Source organism: Bacillota bacterium (assembly GCA_023511455.1).
Lineage (GTDB): Bacteria > Armatimonadota > HRBIN16 > HRBIN16 > HRBIN16 > HRBIN16.
The window spans coordinates 1-21,642 of record JAIMBJ010000047.1; the positions used below are offsets into that span (position 1 = coordinate 1).

General features: G+C 58.9%; 17 protein-coding genes. 9 read left to right on the plus strand and 8 right to left on the minus strand.

Features of this window, described 5'->3' with window-relative positions:
- The coding region (locus tag K6U75_15885) for a hypothetical protein (GenBank protein MCL6476518.1) at positions 1–1,205 on the minus strand (1,205 nt) is incomplete at its 3' end.
- 174 nt (positions 1,206–1,379) lie between these two features.
- On the opposite strand from K6U75_15885, the gene K6U75_15890 reads away from it, so the two are divergent.
- Positions 1,380–3,272: a glycosyltransferase family 39 protein gene (locus K6U75_15890; GenBank protein ID MCL6476519.1), complete on the plus strand. Its 1,893-nt coding sequence runs from the start codon at positions 1,380–1,382 to the stop codon at positions 3,270–3,272.
- A 57-nt stretch (positions 3,273–3,329) separates the two neighbouring features.
- On the opposite strand, the gene groL is transcribed toward K6U75_15890, so the two are convergent.
- The 3 genes from groL to K6U75_15905 all read right to left on the minus strand — a co-directional run bounded on the left by groL (position 3,330) and on the right by K6U75_15905 (position 6,471).
- The gene (gene groL, locus K6U75_15895; protein ID MCL6476520.1) at positions 3,330–4,937 is read right to left on the minus strand and encodes a chaperonin GroEL; all 1,608 of its coding nucleotides are present in this window, start codon (positions 4,935–4,937) and stop codon (positions 3,330–3,332) included.
- Between the two features lie 14 nt (positions 4,938–4,951).
- Complete coding sequence (gene groES, locus K6U75_15900; protein MCL6476521.1) at positions 4,952–5,263, minus strand: co-chaperone GroES; 312 nt, start codon at positions 5,261–5,263, stop codon at positions 4,952–4,954.
- A 167-nt stretch (positions 5,264–5,430) separates the two neighbouring features.
- Positions 5,431–6,471, minus strand: a complete 1,041-nt coding sequence (locus K6U75_15905) for a Gfo/Idh/MocA family oxidoreductase (GenBank protein MCL6476522.1) — start codon at positions 6,469–6,471, stop codon at positions 5,431–5,433.
- Between the two features lie 186 nt (positions 6,472–6,657).
- Between K6U75_15905 and K6U75_15910 the strand changes: the two genes are divergently transcribed.
- The 6 genes from K6U75_15910 (at position 6,658) to K6U75_15935 (ending at position 16,033) form a co-directional block, all read left to right on the plus strand.
- Positions 6,658–7,593: an ABC transporter ATP-binding protein gene (locus K6U75_15910; GenBank protein MCL6476523.1), complete on the plus strand. Its 936-nt coding sequence runs from the start codon at positions 6,658–6,660 to the stop codon at positions 7,591–7,593.
- Positions 7,593–8,993 carry an ABC transporter permease gene (locus K6U75_15915; protein ID MCL6476524.1) on the plus strand — a complete coding sequence of 467 codons (1,401 nt, stop codon included), beginning with the start codon at positions 7,593–7,595 and terminating at the stop codon, positions 8,991–8,993. Before K6U75_15910 ends, K6U75_15915 begins: the two co-directional genes overlap by 1 nt.
- A 4-nt stretch (positions 8,994–8,997) precedes the next feature.
- Complete coding sequence (gene prmA / locus K6U75_15920; GenBank protein MCL6476525.1) at positions 8,998–9,846, plus strand: 50S ribosomal protein L11 methyltransferase; 849 nt, start codon at positions 8,998–9,000, stop codon at positions 9,844–9,846.
- Positions 9,847–9,849: 3 nt separating this feature from the next.
- Complete coding sequence (locus tag K6U75_15925) at positions 9,850–10,614, plus strand: 16S rRNA (uracil(1498)-N(3))-methyltransferase (protein MCL6476526.1); 765 nt, start codon at positions 9,850–9,852, stop codon at positions 10,612–10,614.
- A gap of 88 nt (positions 10,615–10,702) precedes the next feature.
- Complete coding sequence (locus K6U75_15930; protein MCL6476527.1) at positions 10,703–15,055, plus strand: hypothetical protein; 4,353 nt, start codon at positions 10,703–10,705, stop codon at positions 15,053–15,055.
- Positions 15,056–15,292: 237 nt separating this feature from the next.
- Complete coding sequence (locus tag K6U75_15935) at positions 15,293–16,033, plus strand: cytidylate kinase-like family protein (GenBank protein ID MCL6476528.1); 741 nt, start codon at positions 15,293–15,295, stop codon at positions 16,031–16,033.
- Here the strand turns inward: K6U75_15935 and K6U75_15940 are convergent.
- From K6U75_15940 to K6U75_15955, 4 genes are all read right to left on the minus strand, one after another.
- Positions 15,975–16,862 carry a metallophosphoesterase family protein gene (locus K6U75_15940; protein ID MCL6476529.1) on the minus strand — a complete coding sequence of 296 codons (888 nt, stop codon included), beginning with the start codon at positions 16,860–16,862 and terminating at the stop codon, positions 15,975–15,977. The genes K6U75_15935 and K6U75_15940 overlap by 59 nt on opposite strands.
- Positions 16,863–16,873: 11 nt before the next feature.
- Positions 16,874–17,605 (minus strand): class I SAM-dependent methyltransferase, encoded by a 732-nt coding sequence (locus K6U75_15945; GenBank protein MCL6476530.1) that lies wholly within the window; start codon positions 17,603–17,605, stop codon positions 16,874–16,876.
- On the minus strand, positions 17,602–18,348 hold the full coding sequence (locus K6U75_15950) for a glycosyltransferase family 2 protein (protein MCL6476531.1): 747 nt from the start codon (positions 18,346–18,348) through the stop codon (positions 17,602–17,604). Before K6U75_15950 ends, K6U75_15945 begins: the two co-directional genes overlap by 4 nt.
- Positions 18,349–18,537: 189 nt before the next feature.
- Positions 18,538–19,638: a Gfo/Idh/MocA family oxidoreductase gene (locus tag K6U75_15955; GenBank protein ID MCL6476532.1), complete on the minus strand. Its 1,101-nt coding sequence runs from the start codon at positions 19,636–19,638 to the stop codon at positions 18,538–18,540.
- 113 nt (positions 19,639–19,751) lie between these two features.
- Here K6U75_15955 and K6U75_15960 point away from each other — a divergent pair, with 113 nt between their 5' ends.
- Together K6U75_15960 and K6U75_15965 are read left to right on the plus strand one after the other, a co-directional pair.
- The gene (locus tag K6U75_15960) at positions 19,752–21,017 is read left to right on the plus strand and encodes a PQQ-dependent sugar dehydrogenase (protein ID MCL6476533.1); all 1,266 of its coding nucleotides are present in this window, start codon (positions 19,752–19,754) and stop codon (positions 21,015–21,017) included.
- Positions 21,001–21,531, plus strand: coding sequence for a cytochrome c (locus tag K6U75_15965; protein MCL6476534.1), 531 nt, complete (start codon positions 21,001–21,003; stop codon positions 21,529–21,531). The genes K6U75_15960 and K6U75_15965 overlap by 17 nt, the downstream gene beginning before the upstream one ends.
- Positions 21,532–21,642: the final 111 nt, after the last annotated feature.

The following is a 21,642-nucleotide window of genomic DNA, read 5'->3' on the forward strand; positions in this document are numbered from 1 at the left end:
CCGATGACTGCACCGCAATAGGTCAGCGCCTCCCGCGAATCGTCGATGCCTGCGTAGCGCGGGTTCACCGCTTTTCTCCACACCTCGCGCAGGTGATGCCGCGCCCCCCAGATGGCAAAGGCGAAAATGGCAAACCACGCGCCGTAGGACTGCTCGTTAAAGAAGGGGAATGTGTAGGGACGACCTTGCTCTACACCTGCCGCCGTCGCCACAACACGCAGCGCCATCTTCAGCAAAAAGAAGAACCAGATGGAGAAGGAAAGGTCTACCGGCAAGAAGTAGCCCAGCGCAATGATAAATGGATACAGCGGCAGCGGAAACCATCCCACACCGTTCCATGGAGGCGAGGTGAAGTATTGCTGCAGGTTGCGCGAGGGGTGGTCATGTCGGACGATGATTTCGGGTATTGCGGGAAACAGCACATGCAGCCCGTTCAACACGTCCAGCCCACCGCCGAGCAAGGCACCGAGTATCAGCGGTTTCTGCAGGAAGAAGCTCATGTTGCCGCCGTTCGCCACCATCGCCATCGGCAACTGCACGATGGGGTAGCTGAGCTTCTCGTTCTCCATCCACTGCCTTCGCAGGATGACGTTCATACAGACCATGACCAGCCCCATCACGCCAATGAATACACTCCAGATGAGCACCGGTCGGAGCCAAACGAAGATGCGTCCCCCGATGTACAGCGAACTGTGCCCTTCATAGTAAGGACGCAGGAACTCCTTGTCCTGTACCGTGAGCCATTTCGGAAAGTAGTGATTAAACAGTTGGTCCCACCCATTTGTCTCGTTTGCTCCCCAAAAGGGCATCGACAGCGCGGGGATGCCCAGCTGCAGGGTGTCGTGCCCTGCCAGCGCGGAGGCGATGGTAATCATCACATAAATGACGATGAGCTCTCCCTGCGTGAAAGCATAGCGGGCAAAGTAGCGCTTTAGCACGAGAACGTTGAGAAGAATCAGTATCATCAGGCAAAAGACCGTGTTCCAGAAAAGAGACATCGCGGTCGCGTGGTTCCGATGCCAGATGCCTTCCACCTGGATAATCCAGTAGGTATTGACCGGGATAAGCAGAGTACCTATCAACACGGAGCGCAAGGTGACCCCTCGCTCGCGTGCAGCCTCCTCCACACCCTCCCGTTGCTGAACGCCCGCGACGGCAACAGAAGGCGCCTGAACCGCAAAGCGTGTCTTCCCAACCGCTCGCATAGAGCAAATCCCCTCAAAAAACTCGCTGCCATTATTTTAGGATGTCCGCCCAAATGTTGCAAGTACTAAAGGTATGCCATATCGGATAAAATACGTTCGTTGACACTAGAGGACAACAAGACATTGGGCAAGAATTAGAGGAGCAGCACGCAGTCGCAGGAAGGAGTCAGGAGTATGGCACTGGATGAATCGCGAACCACTGCCCATCGCACCGGAAGGGACATCGTCCGGCAGGTTGTGTTGTGGATAGTGTCGTTAGCCATCGCGTTCGGTGTGATAGGGCTTTTTTACCGGGCATACTTCACTGGTCCGTCCGATGAAGCGATGGACTACGGCCAGATTGCATACAACCTCTCGAAGGGACGAGGGTTCGTCACCAATAACATTGTCCCGCTGGGATTGTACTACTGGAAGGATGTGCGCGAGGCGTACGACCTTGAACACGGTCCGCTGTACCCGATGTTTCTGGCGTTGCTGCTATACCGGGGCACGCAGGACAGTAAGCTCGCGCTGGGATCGATAATATGGTTTGTCCTCAGTCTGGTGCTGGTGTATTTTGTGGGGAAGCGCCTGTTCAGCCCGTCAGTGGGATACTGGGCGGCGGCGATACTGCTATTGACCGATGCCGCCCTGTCGACGCTTGCGATTTCCGGCGGGCCTGCGGCGATGGCAGGGTTTCTGCTGCTGGCAGCGTGCTACTTGCTTTACCGCCCCAGTGAGGTGACTGTGGAACCCGCCACCGGCGAGACGGAGGAAGTGTGGCAGGAGCGCGTACCACGTCGCAGTTTCTGGGCAGGGTTGGTGGCTGGCATGGCTTACCTGACGCAAATCTCGCTGTGGGTGCTGCTTATTCCCGCAAGCATCTACCTGGCTCTCACCAATCCCGAACGCCGCGGCAAGCACGTGGCGCTTTTCCTGCTGGGATTTGCGCTGATTAGCCTGCCATACTGGATACGCAATACCCGGCTCTTCGGTAATCCGTTCTTCAACCTGCGCGTGTACGAAATCGGTATGGCAACCAAACCTTACCCTGGCTACTCACTCTACCGGAAGTACGAGGAAAACTCCCGTCCTCCCAGCCCGGTCTCCATGTTCCGCGAGCATACGCAGCAGGTTCTGGGCAAGTGGTCGCGCAACCTGCGCAACGGCGTCTACTCGCTCATGACGTTCCCGCACCCGGTGGTGATGGCTCTGGCGTTTGCCGGGCTGTTCATCCCGATGCGTTTGCGCGCGCTCGCGATGTGGCGAAACATGATATGGTGGACGGCGGTACTGTTGCTGCTGGGCAGTTCTTTTGGCGTGCCGGGGAGTAATGCGCTGGCGATGCACTGTTTCACGGCGACTTTTGTGCTGCTGGCTGTGGGGAGTCTGCGGGATTTGTTAGAGACGCTGCTGGGCGAGGACGCGCAGCGCGCATGGCGCGTGGCATTGACCGGTGTGGTGCTGGTTGCCATGCTGCCGCTGGCGTTTGCCCTCATCTTTCGCGAACCCAAACCGCCGCGCGATGAACTGGTTGCTTTCACTGTGCTATCGCAACGTCTGGACCGCATTACCAGCGAGTTGAAGCAACGCAATCCCAATGCGAAGCTGGAGATGCCTCTCGTAGGCCTTTGCGATGTTCCGTGGCGAGCGGCATGGTATACGCACCACATCTGGGCGTGGCTGCCGGAGACGCCGCTGGTGGAGGTGCCAGTGCAAATTGGGCAAGGGGACAACCGGTATACGGTGAACCAGCAGCTACCAAACATGCAAGCTGTGAGTGACGTCTTGCGGAAAGTGGAGCCCTTTTTCGTCATCATCACACCAGCGGTCGGCGGTCCTCCGGATGGCGAACGCTTGCAGGGCTGGGCGGCGCACTACGAAACGGCGCGCCAATTCGTGTTCCAGTCTTACTTCGCGCGCAACCAGCAGGAAATGCAAAGGCTGGCACAGGCATGGAAGCAGCGTCGACGCGCCCCGTATGACCCGGTAGCCGGAGGGGCTTACCCGATGCCGCTAGCGACACCTGCACGGACGGTGACCGGTCTCGAGCCGCCGCGCTGGATACTGTTCCTCTTATCGCCCTAGCCGAAAAAGCGGGGGACGGGCAACGCCCGTCCCCTCGTTGCAGAGCAGTCTCTAGGTTTAGTACGAGGGTGCTCCAGATGCGGACTTCTCTTCTTCCTTCTTCTCCGCGACCAGCGCCTCGGTGGTGAGCAACATGCCCGCGATAGAGGCGGCGTTCTGCAACGCGGAGCGAGTAACCTTCGCCGGGTCGACGATGCCCGCCTTGATCATATCCACAAACTCGCCCTTCGCCGCGTCATAGCCATGCCCCTTCGGCAGGGTCTTAACCTTCTCCACGATGACCGAGCCTTCCGCACCGGCGTTCGAGGCGATCAGGCGAGTTGGCTCCTCCAGCGCACGCTTCACGATGTTAATGCCGGCGAGCTCGTCACCCTCTGCCTGCAGCGCTTCCACCGCGGGGATGGCGTTCAGCAGGGTAACGCCGCCGCCGGGCACGATGCCCTCTTCCACCGCCGCGCGGGTCGCCGACAGCGCATCCTCGATGCGGTGCTTCTTCTCCTTCAGCTCGGTCTCGGTGGCGGCACCCACCTTGATGACCGCCACGCCGCCCGCCAGCTTCGCCAGCCGCTCCTGCAGCTTCTCGCGGTCGTAATCGGAGTCGGTCTCCTCGATCTGTCGCTTAATCTGCGCGATGCGTCCCTGCACCGCCTGCGGGGAACCCGCACCCTCCACGATGGTGGTCTCCTCTTTGGCGACGATGACCTTCTTGGCGCGTCCCAGCATGGAGATGTCCACATTCTCCAGCTTGATGCCTAGGTCCTCGGTGATGAACTTGCCGCCAGTGAGGATGGCGATGTCTTCCATAATCGCCTTGCGTCGCTCACCGAAGCCGGGCGCCTTCACCGCCGCCACATTCAGCACGCCGCGCAGCTTGTTCACCACCAGCGTCGCCAGTGCCTCGCCTTCCACGTCCTCGGCGATAATCAACAAGGGGCGTCCCATGCGGGCGGTCTGCTCCAGAATGGGGATGAGGTCCTGCACGGCACTAATCTTCTTCTCATACAGCAGGATGAACGGCTCTTCCAGCACCGCCTCCATGCGCTCGGGGTCGGTCACGAAATAGGGCGAGATGTAGCCCTTATCGAACTGCATTCCCTCGACCAGCTCGAGCGTGGTCTCGGTGCCCTTGCTCTCCTCCACGGTAATCACGCCGTCCTTGCCCACCTTCTCCATCGCGTCGGCAATCAGTTCGCCAATCTTCGGGTCGTTGGCGGAGATGGTGGCAACATTAGCGATTTCGTCGCGGGTCTCCACAGGGGTTGCAATCTTGCGGATTTCCTCTACCGCAGCCTCTACGGCGCGGTCAATGCCCTTCTTCAGGAGCATGGGGTTTGCACCAGCCGCAACGTTGCGCAAGCCCTCGCGCACGATAGCCTGAGCCAGCACGGTGGCGGTGGTGGTTCCGTCGCCTGCCACGTCGTTGGTCTTGCTGGCGACCTCGCGCACGAGCTGCGCGCCCATGTTCTCGAAGGGGTCTTCCACCTCTATCTCTTTGGCAATAGTTACCCCATCGTTAATCACGGTAGGGCTGCCGAACTTCTTTTCCAGCACAACCGTACGTCCACGCGGTCCCAGCGTCACCTTCACGGCATCCGCCAGTTTGTTCACACCGCGCTCCAGCGCCCGACGCGCCTCCTCATCGAACAACAGCATCTTTGCCGCCATTTGTCACTCCCTCCTTATTGCTCCAGTACTGCCAGCACGTCGTCCTGGCGCAGGATGACGTACTCTTCGCCGTTGATTTTGATTTCCGTACCACCGTACTTCGAGTAGAAGATGACATCACCAACTTTGACTTCCATCTCGACCACTTTGCCGTTATCCAGCATCTTGCCCGGTCCCACGGCAACCACCTCGCCCTTCTGGGGCTTTTCCTTGGCAGTGTCGGGCAAGACGATGCCGCCACTGGTTACCTCTTCCGCTTCCATCGGTTTGACCACAATACGGTCTGCAAGCGGTTTGAGCTGTACCTTCACTGCGGTCTCAGGCATCGCAGGTTCACCTCCTCAAGCAGTATTTTAGCACTCGACAATGCCGAGTGCTAATCCACGCATTATAATACCCTAACTTTGGCGAGGATGCAAGGGGAGACCTCACCTAAAACAACGGCGACTTCATGTGCGTGGCAGTCAGCGAGCGGTATGCTCAAGCTGCAATTTCATCCTTCCCACCAGGGGGCATGGAACCGACTGTGCACTTCTATCCGCTGTCCCGTCTCAGCGGACTTCTGGGCAGCAAGCATGACCTCCAGCACATGGAAGGCGTGTTCGGCGGTCATTAGCGGTTTTTCGCCCGTGGCAAGGCACCGCGCCAGGTACGAGCCGCCCTGATTCCAGTTATAGCCCTTCTGGTCCTCGCAGACCACCTTCCACGCGCTGGCTTGCGCGTCCCAGACCTCCACGCCCTTCGGATGCCAGTCCCAGCCCAGCATGTTGATACTGCCCTTCGTGCCGACCAGTTCGATAGTGCGTTCCTCATGATAGGGACCGTAGACGAAACCGGTCATCACGCAGGAGAAGACACTGTTGCCATGGTCCATCAGCACAATGGTATTGTCGTCCGCTTCTACATGGACATGCTGTCCCTCCACAAAGCGCTCTTTGATGGCGGTACCCATGAGCGCGGTAACGTTTCTGGCAGGACCGAGTAACCCCGTCAAGGTGGTGATGTTGTACACGCCTAGATCGAACAGACAACCACCGCCCTTCTGGTAGAACCACGGTCCCCAGCCGGGTCCTCCATGCCCGTACCACGCACGGGCAACGTACACGTCGCCAACCGCTTTTTGCGCCAGCAGCGCTGCCATGCACTGGAACGCCGGGCTGGTAACGACCGTTGGCGCACCCCAGAGGTAGACTCCACGTTGCTTTGCGGTTTCTATCAGGGTGCGTCCCTCCTCGAGCGTGGTGGCAAACGGCTTTTCGCACAGCACGTGCTTGCCAGCCTGCAGTGCCTTCAGGTTAACAGGGTAATGCTGCTGCATGGAGGTAAGATTGATGAGCATATCGAACTCACACTGGCTGAGCATCTCGTCCACGTCCGTAAAGACATTCGGCACGTCGAACTCCTCAGCGCGTTCACGGGCACGTTCTTCCACCACATCGCAGAGCGCAACAACATGAGCGTATTCACTGGTCTTCAGATCGCTCAGGTAATGGCGGCTGACGCTGCCGCACCCTGCAATCGCTATCCGAACCATGGGATTGTCACCTCATGCCTGTACTGTTCCTTGTCACCGGGCACCATGAGCTGCCCAGCGACCCTTGCTGATGCATGAACTTCGCCCTGCACACGGATGTACCCTCTTGCCAAGAGAGGAGTTTTTGTGTTAACCTGTATCACTACAAGGGACGTCCCAAGGGCGTGATGGGCGAGGAAAAACGCCGTGGCACTCGTAGAAACACACCAGCTCACCAAGAAGTATGGCAATCTGGTGGCAGTGAACAACCTGAACCTGCGCATCGACGAGGGCGATATTCTGGGATTTATCGGACCGAATGGCGCAGGCAAGACCACCACTATTCGGATGCTGGCTACTCTGCTCGAGCCGACAAGCGGTACCGCCACCATCGCGGGGCACGATGTGGTTAAGGAGCCGGAAGCGGTGAGGCGCTTGATCGGCTACATGCCCGACTTTTTTGGGGTGTATGATGATGTGAAAGTGTGGGAATATCTGGACTTTTTCGCGTGCGCCTACCGCATCCCGCGCTCCGAACGTGAGAAACTGATCGACGATGTGCTTGCGCTGACCGACCTGTCGCACAAAAGGAACGACTACGTCGAGGCTCTTTCGCGCGGGATGAAGCAGAGATTGTGCCTTGCCAAAACCCTGTTGCACAATCCCCAGGTGTTGCTGCTGGATGAGCCTGCGTCCGGGCTGGACCCCCGCGCCCGCATCGAGATCAAGGAGCTTTTGAAAGAACTGCGCGATATGGGCAAGACCATCCTTATCTCCTCGCACATTCTGCCCGAACTGGCGGATATCTGCAATAAGATTGCCATTATCGAGCAGGGAGAACTGCTCATCAGCGGCGAGATTAATACCATCATGCGCCAGCTGACCGGTTCGCACGTGCTGGAGATTAAAGTGGCTGACGATACGGACACGGCAGTACAGGTATTGCAGAGCCAGCTGCAGGATATCCGTGACGTGCGTGTGGAGGATGGGGTCATCCGGGCGCACTATGTGGGTCCACCGGGCGAGCACTATCGTGTGGTGTGGGCCTTGGCGGAGAAGCGAGTCAAAGTACTCTCCTTCGCCGAGCAACCTACCGACCTAGAAGACATCTTCATGCGCGTCACGCAGGGAGCGGTGCAATAGTGATAGAACGGCTGGAGAACCCCGTCTTCCGGCAGTCTTCGCGCCAGCGGATGCGCGGGGCGCGAACGTATGGTTGCCTCGTTGCATACCTGCTGGCGCTGGGGCTGGTAGTGGTGATTTCGTACGACCAGTTTATGGCTGTTGGTGTGCAGCGTAGCACCGCAGGTCTGGCACAGACGCTGTTCGAGACGCTGGTGGCAACCCAGTGGTTTCTGGTGGCTTTTATCACGCCAGCCCTAACCACCAGCGCGATTACGATGGAACGCGAACAACGCACCTACGACCTGCTCATCATGACGCCACTCTCCCGCTTTGCGATAGTGTGGGGTAAGTTCGCCTCCGCGCTGGCGTTTGTCGTGGTGCTGATCCTGTGCGGTATGCCGCTAATCGCCGTTCTGTTTTTGATGGGCGGTATAGATACCGGGGTGATGCTGGAGCGGTATGCGGGGATGCTACTCACCGGCGCGCTGCTGGCGGCGTTCGGTTTGATGATGAGCGCGATATGCTCCAATACCACTCTGGCAAACGTGTTGACGTACGGCACGCTGGCGAGCGCTTACTTCGCGGGCATCGTGCTCGGAATTGCGTTTGTGATGAGCCGAGCCTTTGGGGGCGCCTCCACATCTGTTTTCTTGTCGGGCGTCGGTTTCACTTCGTGGCAGTTCCGGCTGTTGACAGCGGCATCTGTGTTGCTCACGCTGGCGATCCTGCTGCAGGTGGCGGCAAACTACCTGTTGCCCGATGCCCGGCAGGGGGCATGGAAAACGCGCTTGCTGACGGCGCTTTTACATCTGTTGTCTCTATTCGCTGCGGTGCTGGCGGCGAGAAGCGCACCGTTTCCCGTCCCTATAGCCAACTATATGCCGATTGTGACGGCTGCTTCGCTGGCCACCATCGCCCTCTTCGTGTCGACGGGGGTGCCACTGGGAGGGAAAAGATGGTGGCAGTGGCTGTATCCGCGTTCTTTGAAAGTGGGAACGGTACAAAGCGCATTGCTCTATCTGCTGTTGCTGTTACTGACAGGACTTATTGCAGACCGGTTTCTGCCACCAAAGATGCGTTCTGGTCTGGTGGTGTGGTTATACCTTGCAGGTTATGTCTGGTGGATATGGGCGTTGGGGTATTTTGCCTCCGTTGTGGTGCGGAACCGATGGGGGGCGTTATTCCTGCTGGCGGGAATGCTGTATCTTTTCGCGCAGGTGGTTTACAATTTAACCGTGTTTTCCGACAGACCGGACGATTGGCTTTTTCTGCTCAACCTTTCTGCACCGGTGGAACTGTTCAGGGTCGCCCGCAGCTTTGCTGTGTGGAGTATCGCGTACGTTGCACTGGGCTTGACAGCCGCGGTCTTGGGCTGGCTGATACGCCGGAAGCGGGAAGACGCTCAAGCAGGAGCGTAGCGGCATGAAATGGCTGGAGCTGCATATCGTGATTCCCCCCGAATCGCATGAAGCGGTGGCTGAAATCTGCCGAGAGGCAGGAGCGCAGGGTGTTAGCCTGAACACAGACAGGGTGATTGCCGCTTTGCCGGTGACCGAAGGGCTGGATGAGCGCGTTCAATTTCTCAAGGCGCAGCTTTGCCTTCTACCGGAGTGGGGTCTACCGCCAGTGCAGCATCTCGCGGAGCGGGTCAGGGACGAGAAGGAATGGGCAGAAGCGTGGAAACAGTTCTTCCACCCGCTGCGCGTGGGTGAGCGTGTGGTGATTAAGCCCTCCTGGGAGGATTACACGCTGCAAGAGGGGGACGTGGTGATTGAGCTGGATCCGGGCATGGCTTTCGGCACCGGCCAACACGAAACGACGCAGTTATGTATCGGGTTTCTGGAGAAACTGTTACGTCCGGGAATGGTCGTCGCGGACATTGGTACAGGTTCGGGCATACTGGCAATTACAGCGGCGAAGCTGGGCGCCGTATCGGTATGGGCTGTAGATAATGACCCGGTAGCCGTGCTGGCGGCTACGGGCAATGTGGCTCGCAATGGCGTGGAGAGGGTGGTCTCTGTGCAGCTGGCAGATGGCTGCGAGGACGCGCCGCAATGCGACCTCCTCGTGGCGAACATCACCGCGGAGGTGATCGAAAACCTGTTACCGGATTTCGGGCGGTGTCTGCGGCGAGGGGGATGGCTGGTGGTGAGCGGCATCGTGCAAGAACGCAGTGAACGTATCCGCATGGCTTTGCTGCAGATGCCCTGGCAGGATTTCCAACATCGGGAACGCGGCGGCTGGTGTGCGTTCGCCGCGAGGAGAGGTTAGACCGTGCCCAAGCATCGTTTCTTTGTACCGGCGGAGCAGTTTTCGAATGGCATCGTGCGCCTTCTGGGGGAGGATGCCCGGCAGATTCGCTTGGTGCTTCGGCTGCAGCCCGGCGACGAAATCGGCGTGCTGGACGGCTCCGGCAAAGAGTATCATTGTGTGCTGGAGTCTGTGTATAGAGAAGAAACGGTTGCCCGCGTGGGGCACTGGGTGGTTTTGGATGTGGAGCCAACGGTGCATATCACCGTGGTGCAGTCGCTGGCGAAAGGCGAAAAGCTGGAACAGGTCATTCAGCACGGGACGGAAATCGGCGTCTCTCGCTTTCTGCTGGTGCAGACCGAGCGCAGTGTGATGAGACTGGAAAAAGAGCGGGAAAGAGCCCGCATGGAACGGTGGCGGAGAATTGCCAAAGAAGCGGCGGAACAGGCACATCGAGCAAAAGTTCCTGCCGTGGACGGTATTTTGTCTCTTCCCGAGGCGTTGCAGCAGGTAGCTGGAGCAAGTATCTTGACACTGCACCCGGATGGCGCGGCTTTGTCGCTGGCAGAATGGTTGAGGTGCGGCTCTCTGGATGCAGGAGTTGCAGTGATTGTGGGCCCGGAAGGGGGACTGACGAACGACGAGGTATTGCTGTGCCAGAAGCACGGTGCGACCACAGTCTCTTTGATGCCGCGCGTTCTGCGCACGGAGACGGCTGCACTGGTAGCGGTGAGCCAGATATTGCTTTGCGACTCTCTCGGCATCTCCCCAAAGGAGTGCAGTGGATGAGATTCTGTGCAAGTGCCGCTCGATGGGGAACACGTATCGCAGGACTTTCTGTGAAACCCTGAGGAATCGGATGGGCAGGAGGTTCGGCATGAAGAGTTGGTGTACAATATCAGGCGTTATACTTATACTTATTTTGCGAGGGACTGCCGTCCTAGCAACGCCCTCTCTACTGCGCAATGGCGGTTTCGAGAACGACGCTGGCTGGAGCATTGCCAGCGGGGCTTCATACGACACCGTTCACCGACGCAGTGGAAGCCGGAGCCTTCGTGTGGATAGCACGCAGGGGGTACAGGTCGAGCAGGTGATTTACGCTGTGGTGCCTGGCGAGAAGCTGACGGTGTGCGGCTGGCTGGCAACGCGGGATGTGCAACCCGCGTCGGGAAGCGGGGGATATGCGTTCATGGCAATCTATCAGCTCGACGCCGCCGGACGCATGGTAGGAGCACATGACTTTGCGCGGTATGCTGGCACGCACTCGTGGACTTACGCGGAGTATACGTTTCAGGTTAACGTGCAGGCAGAGTATATTGCACTGCGCCTCGGCATATATAACGCCAGCGGTACCGCGTGGTTCGACAACATCAACCTGGTAAAAGGGGAAAAAGCGGTGCAATGGACAGAACCGCAAGGTGTGCCGCGGGCGAAAGGCTATCGTGCGGCGATATTCCATGAGCCTTCCCTGCCCGTGAAGGGGGTGCGTACCCCGCTGGAAACTTTCCAACGCGCTTTGGCTGCGGAGGGCATCCCGCTTACCCCTTTGAGTGCGTCCCAGCTGGCAAACCCGGAAACCTTTAACGCCGAGAGGTTTGACCTGCTGATTGTGCCCACAGGAGCGTCGTTTCCGGTGGAGGCAAGAAAATCCCTGCAGGCTTTCCTGATGCAGGGCGGCGACCTGTTTTGCACCGGTGGATACGCGTTCGACCATCTGCTGATGAGGCAGAACGGCAAATGGGTCTCGTACGCTGAGTTCATCCGCCAGCAGATGGAACAGGTGCGAAAGAACCCCGTGCCTAACGGAGGCTTCGAGCAGGGTGGAATCGGTTGGGAAGCCGATGTCAGAAAGCAGTGTCACATTGTGACCGAGAAGCCGGCGGCAGGTGAGCGATGCGCAAAAGTAACTGCGGACAACGTGCAGGGCGGTGCGCGGTTCAGCTATACGCTGCCGGTAGAGCCAAACGGTATCTACCTGGTCGGCGCGCATTTGCGCACGGAAAATGTGCAGGGACCGGGCTTTGCTTTTCTGGCGGCGTACCAGTATGACCGCGATGGCAAACTGGTTGCCTTTAAGGACTTTGCTCAGGTGCGTGGTACACAGGGCTGGAAGCGCTACGAAGACCGATTTGCGATTGTACCGAACGCCGCAAAGGTGGTGTTCCACGCGGGGCTTTATCTGGCTTCAGGTAGCATGTGGTTGGATGAGGTCACCTGCGCACCGGTCCCGCGTGAGGAACGCATCAACGCCCACTACGGTAAACCCGAAGATGGACTGGTGATTACTCCCACGCAGCTCACCCTTTTCAGTCCTGACCAGCCGATAACGGGCGCACGGTTGGTCGCTGCGCCGACAGCGCTAATAGGGTCGAATTGGCGGTCTGATGGCGCAGTGAAAGGCTATGAGGCAACGGCGCAGCTGCGCCAGAACGCGCGATGGGTGCCATTGGTGATGGTTCAGGACGGATATGGGAGATTTGCAGGCGTGGCGGGCGCGCTGGTTCGCCACTTTGCCGGTGCCTTTACCGATTCCACGTGGGCGATTTTCGGCGTTACGAACCGCGATGTGTTTGCGGGGGCGCAGGGCGAAGTGCTGTTGCGGCGGGTGGTGCGGCTGTTGCGAGCCGGTGTCATGGTGGAACAATTGCGCAGCGACTATGCGATGTATCAGCGGGGGGAAAACGCGCGGTTGCAGTTGGAAGTGCGCAATACGTCGGCACGCCCCCAAACCGTGCATGTGCTGTGGCGGCTGTTATCACCCGAAGGTAAGACCCTGCAACAGAGGCAAGAAAGACTGCAGGTGCCCTCCAGAGGGAAAGCAAACATACAGTGGAACTGGACGGTTCCTGCAGGTGCGCCTGATTTCGTGGTGGTGCAGGCGGACGTTCGGCAGGGCAACCTGGTGCTGGACCGGGCGGAGAGCGGCTTCTGTGTCAGAGACGACCGGGTGATTCAAAACGGCGTACGAATCACCTACGAACACAACGCCTTCACGTTAACGCATCCTGACGGCTCGGCGCAACGAGTGCTCTTGCTGGGCACGGACACCTACGGCAACTGGTTCTGGTCTCGCTCTCACAACCCGCTGACCTGGTTCCGCGAGATACGGCTAATGCGGGAATACGGACTGCACACTTACGAGAATCTACAGTATCACCCGCAGGGCTACCGCTTTACCGAAGCGCAGTGGCGGGAGCTGGACGCCGTCGTACAGCTATCGCAGCGCTTTGGTCTGCCCTACATGGCTGGTTTGCTCATCGGACAGGATGTGGTCGTGGACGATGCTACGCTGAAGCAGCAGGCGGAGATGTGCCGGCAGTTTGCGACGCGCTACAAAAACGTACCGGGACTCATCTACTATCTCAACGGCGATTTTCAGCTGAACCTGAAGGACACGCCTGACATTCGCCGTCTGTGGAACGAGTTTCTGCGCGATCGTTACGGTAGCGACGAAGCGTTGCGTCAGGCGTGGGCGCCTCATCCTCCTGAAGCCAGGCTGGGCGAGATACCCGTGCAAAACGCCGTTTCAGGGAGATGGTATGAGGTGCGCACGCGCGACGTCCGTGAGTTTCAGGTGTCTCTGATGCGACGCTGGATAGGGGCATTATGTGAAGCCATTCGATCCGAAGATACCGAACACCCCATTACCAGCGAATATTATCAGCGGCCCAGCGGTGGCATTGACCTGCGCCTTTCCATCAACGGGATGGACGCCTCGAACATCGGCTACTTCAACCTGCCGCAGCAAGATCTGGCACAGCTGATGGCAACTATTAAGTGGAACGACATGCGGTTCGCAGGTAAGACCGTGAATCTGGGGGAGTTTGGGGTCAAGACACATGATGCCTGGGCGCCGGAACATGGAGGCATGGGCTACCACATCCAGCGCACCGAGTGGCAGCAGCGGCAGCTCTTCTGGTGGGTGGTACATGCCGCCCTCGCGCTCGACGTGACCAAGATTCAGAACTGGTGCTGGACCGACGACCCCGTCAATGTTTTCCCGTGGGGCATCGCGTGGAACAACCCATTACGTCCGAAACCCGTCTTGAAGCTCTATCGTAACCTGCGCCTGTTTTCGGACAGAGTGCCCCGCGAGTACCATAGGGTAGACGTGGTGCTGGTGCTTCCGGATAACTGGCGTCTGGGTGCGCCGGAGGGGCTCGCCTACACGGCGCTGATGAATGCCATCGAGTGCTTGCTGGCAACGAATGTTCCGTTCGATGTGGCGAACGAGGCAGACCTGCCCGCGCTGGCGCAGAACCCGCCCCGTGCGGTGCTGATGCCGCTGGCTTATACCCTCTCCGATGCTTCCGTCAGTGCCTTGCAAAGGCTGGCAGAGAGCGGATGTCTGGTGTATTTGTCCGGCGATCCCTCGACCGATCCGCTGGGCAAACGCGACGCCTCTCGCCTGCAGAAACTGTGCGGTGTCAACCTGCAGGAGGTGACAGAGCATCCCTCGGGTTTGCCACAGCCCGTGGTAGAGAAGGCGCAGGCAGAGCCACTGCGTATCTCAGCGAACATCCCGGTATATCACCATCGTCAGGGCAGGGGGGCGGTGTTTTACTGCCCCGTTCCGTGGGAGACACTTCCCGACAAGGATGTTTTCGTGGAGCATGTGGCGCATACCGCCGCCGCTGACACCAACCTGTATCTGCAGTTGTTGCCTGCTATGGGCATCCATCCTCCGCTGCGTATCGAAGCGCGGCAGGGCGTATGGAGGACGTCGCTAACCGGAGATGACGCCTTGCGACTGGTTTCGCTCCTTCCCAGACAAGATAAACGCGCCGTGACTGCCGTGCGCTTGCGACTGAGTGACGCGGACATCGCATGGGAAGCGTGGCAAGACCTTCCGTGCGCCGTGCTCATCGATGAGGCGGCGCAGCCTGTGGCGGCGACGGGCGGGCGGAGTCTGCGGATAAACGGCGAGATGGTCGCGCAGGGGCAAAGCGCGTGGATGCTGGTCAGCATGAACGGTAAGCCCCTGGCACAATCTGATTTCCTGACGGCGACACTGGTGGACGGTGGAACTCTCCGATGGCGCAGCCACGTGCAGGGGCTGTCTGCCTGGGTGGTGGAGTGGCGCAATGGGCAGGCGCATACGGTGGCGGAACTGCCTCTGCGCAGGGTATCCGACGGCTGGGAAGTGCCCTGTCCTCCGGTGGAACTGGTGTTAATATGCCCGAAGTGGTCTCTGCAGGAGTGCCTGTCAGAAATTTCTTTCCAAAAATAGCGGGCGTTAACTTGCCGTTAACATGTTTGCAGTATCATTTAGGTACGAGGTCGCCCAACTGCTGGGAAATAATACGCACCTGAGGCGTCCCGTAATCCCCCGGCTTCGGCGGCGGTTTCCTGCCGCCGCTTTTTCTTTATCGTCCGCAAAACCGGTACAAAGACCTCTGGTCATTTTGTGAACGCAATGATATACTGAAGGTAGAGGAGTACAAACTGTGTAGAGGGGGCGATGACCATGATACGACTTGGGGAAGACCCCAGACTGGTTGACCAGCGCATTACTGAGTCCATCATACGCCTTCGCAGTATCGAGGAGCTGCAGAAGCGCGAGCGCGTGCGAGTGGTGCACCCGGTGGTAACGATTTCACGCCAGCTGGGAGCAGGCGGAACGGAGGTTGCCCAGAAACTGGCTGAGATGCTGGGAGAGCCCTGGCGCGTGTGGGACCAGCAGATTATCGATGCCATTGCGAACCATGCGGAAGTACGCAGGGAAATCGTGCAGTCGCTGGATGAGCAGGCTCAGGGCGAAATCGATACGGTCGTGAAGTCGCTACTCGGCATCGGGGGCCTCGAGGCGCCGAGCTATCGCAAGCACCTTGCGGAGGTCGTTCTGACGATTGAACGAGCGGGGTTTGCCATCATCCTCGGACGGGGGGCAAACTTCCTGCTTCCCCGTGCGCTCAACGTGCGGCTCAGGGCTTCAATGCCCGTGCGCATCCGGCGTGTCATGGAGCAGATGAACCTGAGCCGCGAGCAAGCAGAGCGTGCCATCCGCGATTCTGACCATAAACGCGCCGCTTTTGTGCAGCAGACGTTCGGGCGCAACATCGACGAAGATGGCGCATACGACTTGATTATCTACACCGACGACCTGAGTCCGGAAGGTACGGCGCGAATCATCCATACCGCAGTCCTCGTCAGGTTTCCTGAGATGGAGAAACCCGCGCCGACGGTTGCGCTGGTGCAGAAACGCTAGAGCGCAGCACGTGCAATGTCACCTCTGGGAAGCAAAACAGGCGCGCCTTGAACAGAGGTACGCCGACCGTTGCTACGCCCGGCGAGACCAGCACATGCGGCTGGGGCAGGGGGCGACTCAAGTGGCGGGCAATCTGTTTCGGATAGAGAATGGGGTTACCGACCCAACGCCCCAGCCGGGCATGACTCCACAACGCCCCCCAGCGCGGGATACGTATCTGCCCGCAGTGCGTATGTCCGCACAGAATAAGGTCAAAGCGCGCCGTGAGTGGGTCCATCAGAATATCTGGAGAATGCGCCAATAGCACATACAGGTCAGCGCGTGGCAAAGACGAAACCAGTGCTGGCAGATTGGCGAAACCCGAATGAGGGTCGTCCACCCCTCCAAGCCAGATACTCGCACCATGATAATGCACCATCCTTGCTTCGTTGTTGAGGATATTCACCCCGGCCTCCCTGAGCGCGTGCTCCAGCTTGTCGGGATGGGAGAGACGGGAACTCTTGTGCTCAGAGTTGCCCCAGACGGCATAGACCCCCAGAGTTGTCCGCACGCGGGAAAGCATTTCCACCAGAGGCGCAATACCCCTGTCGGCGTCCACCATATCACCGGTGAGAACCACGATGTGCGCCGAGGTTTGTGAGAGCAGGCGGGCGAGTTTATGCTCCAGTAAACCCATTTTACGGATATGCAGGTCGCTCAGGTGCAGGATGGTCAATCCGTCCAGCGCGGGCGGAAGGTGAGGAAGCATCAGTGAACGCTCTCGCAGGAGCAAGTGAAACGGTTCTATCAGGTTCGTCCACGTCCACGCCGCCGCTGCGGCTATAAGCATCCATTCTGGGCTCATCGCTTTCGAAGCACGGCAACCACGCTAACTCCCCACGGGAAGCGCATGTGCGCCAGCATGGCTGTCTCGAACCGTTGAAATCGGATGAGCAGATGGTTCAACCACGGTGGCAGGGGAGGCAGCTGGGCTTCCGGTTCCTTTCCGGGCGGTGGTCGGCGTTTGAGCAATCGCATCACGAGGGCGAAGGGAAACAGGAAGAAGAGGGCGTATGTCAGGCGGACTATCTCGAATCCAGCGGCACGGCTGCGGTGAGCCAGCACGCGCGCGACGTAACGCCGCCGGTGCATCAGCGCAAGGTCGTGTTCGCTCCACAGGATGCTGTAAGCGGGTACGGTAACCACCACGAATCCGCCCGGTTTCAACGTACGGTGAAACTCCCTCAAAACCGCCACGTCGTCGTCGAGGTGTTCCAGAATGTCGGTAGCCACAATTACGTCCACGCTCTCGCGGGCGATGGGTAAACGCTCTGCGGCAGCGAGCAGCAGGTCGCTCAGCCCACGCTGCCGGCTCCACGCCAGAGCAAGGGGCGAAATATCCACACCAATAACCCTGCCGTAGTTCCGCAGTTGCACGGCGGTCGCACCGGTTCCGCATCCCACATCGATAATGACCGCGTCAGGCGCAAGGGGCAGCCGGCGTACCAGCGAGTCCACCAGTTCGCGACGGCTGACGAACCACCAGTAGTGGTCCTCGTAGCGGTACATGCGTTCATATTCGGCGGGGTTCATGGCGCCTGACGGGATTCTCGTACGATAGCCTGCAAAGCATGATGGCGTCGGGAGATACGCAGCAACGCCACGAACATGCGCACCGCATCGCGCAGCAAACGCACTTTAGAACCCTCGCGGTGCATCCAGTGCACGGGCACCTCCGCTATCCGGTATCCGAGACGCAAAGCGACATGCAGTACCTCGATGTCGAAGCTGAAACCGTTTTCCTCGCATCGCGAGAATATCTCTCGTGCCGCTTCCCGCCGGAACAGTTTGAAACCGCATTGCGTGTCATGGATGCCCGGCACCGCCAGCAGTTGTACCATCAGGTTGAAACTGCGTCCGGCGAACTCCCGGTACCAGGGCTGCCGAACGACCAGCTTCGCGCCTCGCACTGCTCGCGAGGCGATAGCGATATCGTAACCCTCCCTCAGCCTGGCAGCGAGGTTTGGCAGCTCCTCGATGGGAGTGGCTAAATCCGCGTCAGAAAAGAGTAGCCACTCCCCGCGAGATTGCAGAACACCGGTTCGCACCGCGTACCCCTTGCCCCGATTGGGCTGATAAGAGAGGAGACGAACCTCAGGATGCTGTTGCGCGAACTCCTGAACGATGGACGGAGTGCGGTCGGTGGAACCATCATCCACCACAATCAGCTCAAACTGGGGGAAACGCTCTTTCAGGTAGTCGTACATGACAGGCAGGGTATCGCCCAGCCGGTTCTCCTCATTGTAGGCAGGTACCACCACCGAGATGGCTGGCATCTCGGTAGGGGACAGCGGGATGGTCTCACTCAAAGGCGTCTATCCTCGCTACCAAGGGTTTATACATCGTCCCTTTCATTATACCACTTCTCCCACAGTCTGGCAGAAGGGTCACACAGCCATCGTGCAGATGGGGGGAGGAGGTATCCCCTGCAGGGGGATCGTCCTCCTCCCGAGCAGGACGACCGCTTACAGCTTCATCGCTGTGGATTTCGATGCCTGACGCACTTCCTCTGCTGTAACCTCGCGCCCCAGCTGGTCGGACAGGTAAATGCCCTCGCTGATGAGCATGGTTGCCAGAGCGATTTCGGCGGTTGGTAGCAGCTCTACCCGTCCCTGCAGCCCGGCTATCCAGTGGTGCTGCGGCGAGTCATAAGCATCGGTGTTCTCAAACAGCTGATGCCAGCGCCAGTCTGCGCTGTTGAGATCGAAGGTGGCGTTCATATCCATATCGGCTACCGTGCTGAAATAGCCGAAGGGATTCAGGCGAATGCCCCCTTTGGAGCCGACGATGCAGCTGCCCTCGAAGCCGTCGAGGTGAACTGCCCACGCCTCGATGATGTCAATCGTCACTCCGTCCGCACACTTGACAAAGCCCAACCCCAGCTCTTCCACATCGTAGCCACTGATTTCGCGGCGGCGAGGGTCCATATCAGTCTCCTGATAGACCTTTCCGCTGATGCGTTCCACCTGTGGCAAGCCGAGCAGATACAGCACCTGTGCGATATGGTAGACACCCATATCGTAAAGCGCGCCGCCTGCTGCAACTGCCTTCTGCACAAAGGACGCCGTGCCGTAGCCATCGACGTACGGTCTGCCGCGCCGTCGGAACCCCGTGGAACGCGCGTGGTACAGCCTGCCGAGATAGCCTTCATCGATCAGCCTTCTGGCAGCTTTGGTCTCTTTGGAGAAGAGGGTTGCCAGCTGGATGGAGAGTTTTTTGCCGGTGCGCTTCGCCGTTTCGTACATTGCCAGTGCATCCACGTATGCACCCGCCATGGGCTTCTCGCAGTACACGTGCTTGCCAGCCTGCAGCGCCTCGATGGTCACTGGCGCGTGAAGATTATTATGCAAGCAGACGTCGACGGCGTCGATATCGTCACGCTCCAGCAGCTTGCGGAAGTCGGTGGTGGTGTAGGGTATATGGTATTCGTCGGCAACACGCTGCAGCTCCGCTGCGTTAATGTCAGCGGCAGCGACTATCTGTGCTCCGCGTATCTGTGCATACTGATGCAGATGGCTTTTGCCTATCTGCCCCACGCCTATCATCCCAATCCGTATCGGTTGCATCGTGCGTCTCCTGTGAGCTATACTTTTCTGGTACGTTCGACGCACTTTCGGCGATTCCTTGCTTACGGCTAACATCGTTTGGAGAAGACGACTCAAGGAGGGAGACGAACGCAATGGCAGTACGAATACCCTTTGTTGGGATAGTCGGCATGGGGGTGATACTCATCACGGGCTGCATCACTGCTCAACATCAATCGCCCTCATCCGAGGTGAAGGGGGCAGCTTCCGTGAGAACCCTTCGGCAAGGTATACGAGGTGAGGGGGTTCCCGCGTTCTGGGTACGACCGGGTTATCGCGTGGACCTGGTAGCGGAAGGTATCGAGAACCCCAGATTCATGGAGTTCGACGACCGGGGCACCCTGTATCTTAGCCGTCCGCAGAAGGGAGATATCCTCGCCCTGCGCAAACGCGGTGAACGGTATGAAGTGGTCAATACGTTCGTGAGCGGTTATCCGACGGTTCACGGAATGCACTTCGCGGACGGATGGTTGTGGTTTACTCAGACAGGGGCTATTCACCGTGCGCGGGACCGCAACGGCGACGGCAAGGCGGACGAAGTGGTTACTGTCATCCCGGAAGGCTCTTTGCCGCGCGGGGGAGGACACTGGTGGCGCCCCATTCTGGTTACCGACCGCTATATTTACACCGCCATCGGTGACGCCGGCAATATCAACGATGAAACGGCTACGGAGCGGCAGAAAATCTGGCGATTCCGAAAGGACGGCACGGGCAAAACTCTGTTCGCCAGCGGTATTCGCAATACCGAGAAACTGCGCCTGCGTCCGGGCACGCAAGAGGTCTGGGGGGTAGACCACGGCAGCGACTGGTTCGGACGACCGCTGGGCGAGCGAGCGGGGTTCCAGCCGGTCACGGATTTCAATCCGCCAGACGAGTTGAATCACTACGAGGAAGGAAAGTTCTACGGACATCCCTTTATCGTGGGCAACCGACTGCCCCGCATCGAATACCATCAGCGCCCGGACATCCTCGAACTGGCGGCTAAGACCGAACCGCCAGCGTGGTCGTTTGGCGCGCACTGGGCAGCCAACAGCTTCACTTTCCTGACGAAGACGCATTTCCCCGGACATCAGGGCGACATGTTCGTAGCCTGCCGCGGCTCATGGAACCGCAGTGTGCCCGACGGTTATCGTGTGGAGCGGGTGCTGTTTGACCAGGTGACCGGCAGACCCTACGGCAGTCTGACCATCGTCAAGACTCTCTCGCCGGAAAATCGCGTGCTGGCGCGGCCGGTGGACTGCGTCGAGGCGCCAGACGGCAGTGTGCTGTTCACCTGCGACACGACGAACCGTATTTACCGCATCTCGTGGGCAGGGCAGGACACCAAAAGCGACGGAGGGGACGATGGGCAATCTCGTTAGTATGCTGTCTCTCACTGCCCTGTGTGTGGTTGCAGCGGTAGCAGCTGGTGGTCTGAAACCGGCGCCGCTCCGCGTGGTTGCGACGTATGAGAAACAGTGCAGTTCCTGTCATGGTTCGGAGGGGGCGATGTTCGACTCGGGCTTCGAGAAGAAATACACAGCTCCAAACAGTCTGCGGGAGATGGTAGTCAGTATGCCGGGCGCGTCGGATATGCGTCCTGAGCAGGTGGACGCACTGCTGGCGTATATGCGTGCTATCAGCAGGGGAGAGGTCTTCGTCGTCTGGACGGACGCGAAATCCAGACTTTTGGAAGGGGAGGTGTCCCCTCGCGGTGCATCCGTTCGTGCTCTGGCTAAGGGAAAAGCTCTGAAAGTGGAACGTCCGTCCGCGTATCGCTGGCGTGTTGTTCTGCCATCGGGGGTGAAGGTGGAGGACGTGCAGCTGACTGCGAAATTGCAGGGGAAGACGTCTACGTTGCGGTTGCGACAGGGGGCTTACACTCACGCAAGGTAGCCCACATAAAATTCTCTTAAAATTGCGGTGCTACCCCTGTTGTTACCAATGGCGAGTCACATTTAATTCCCAGTTTGAAATGTCACATATCCAAACGCTTCGATGGTATCA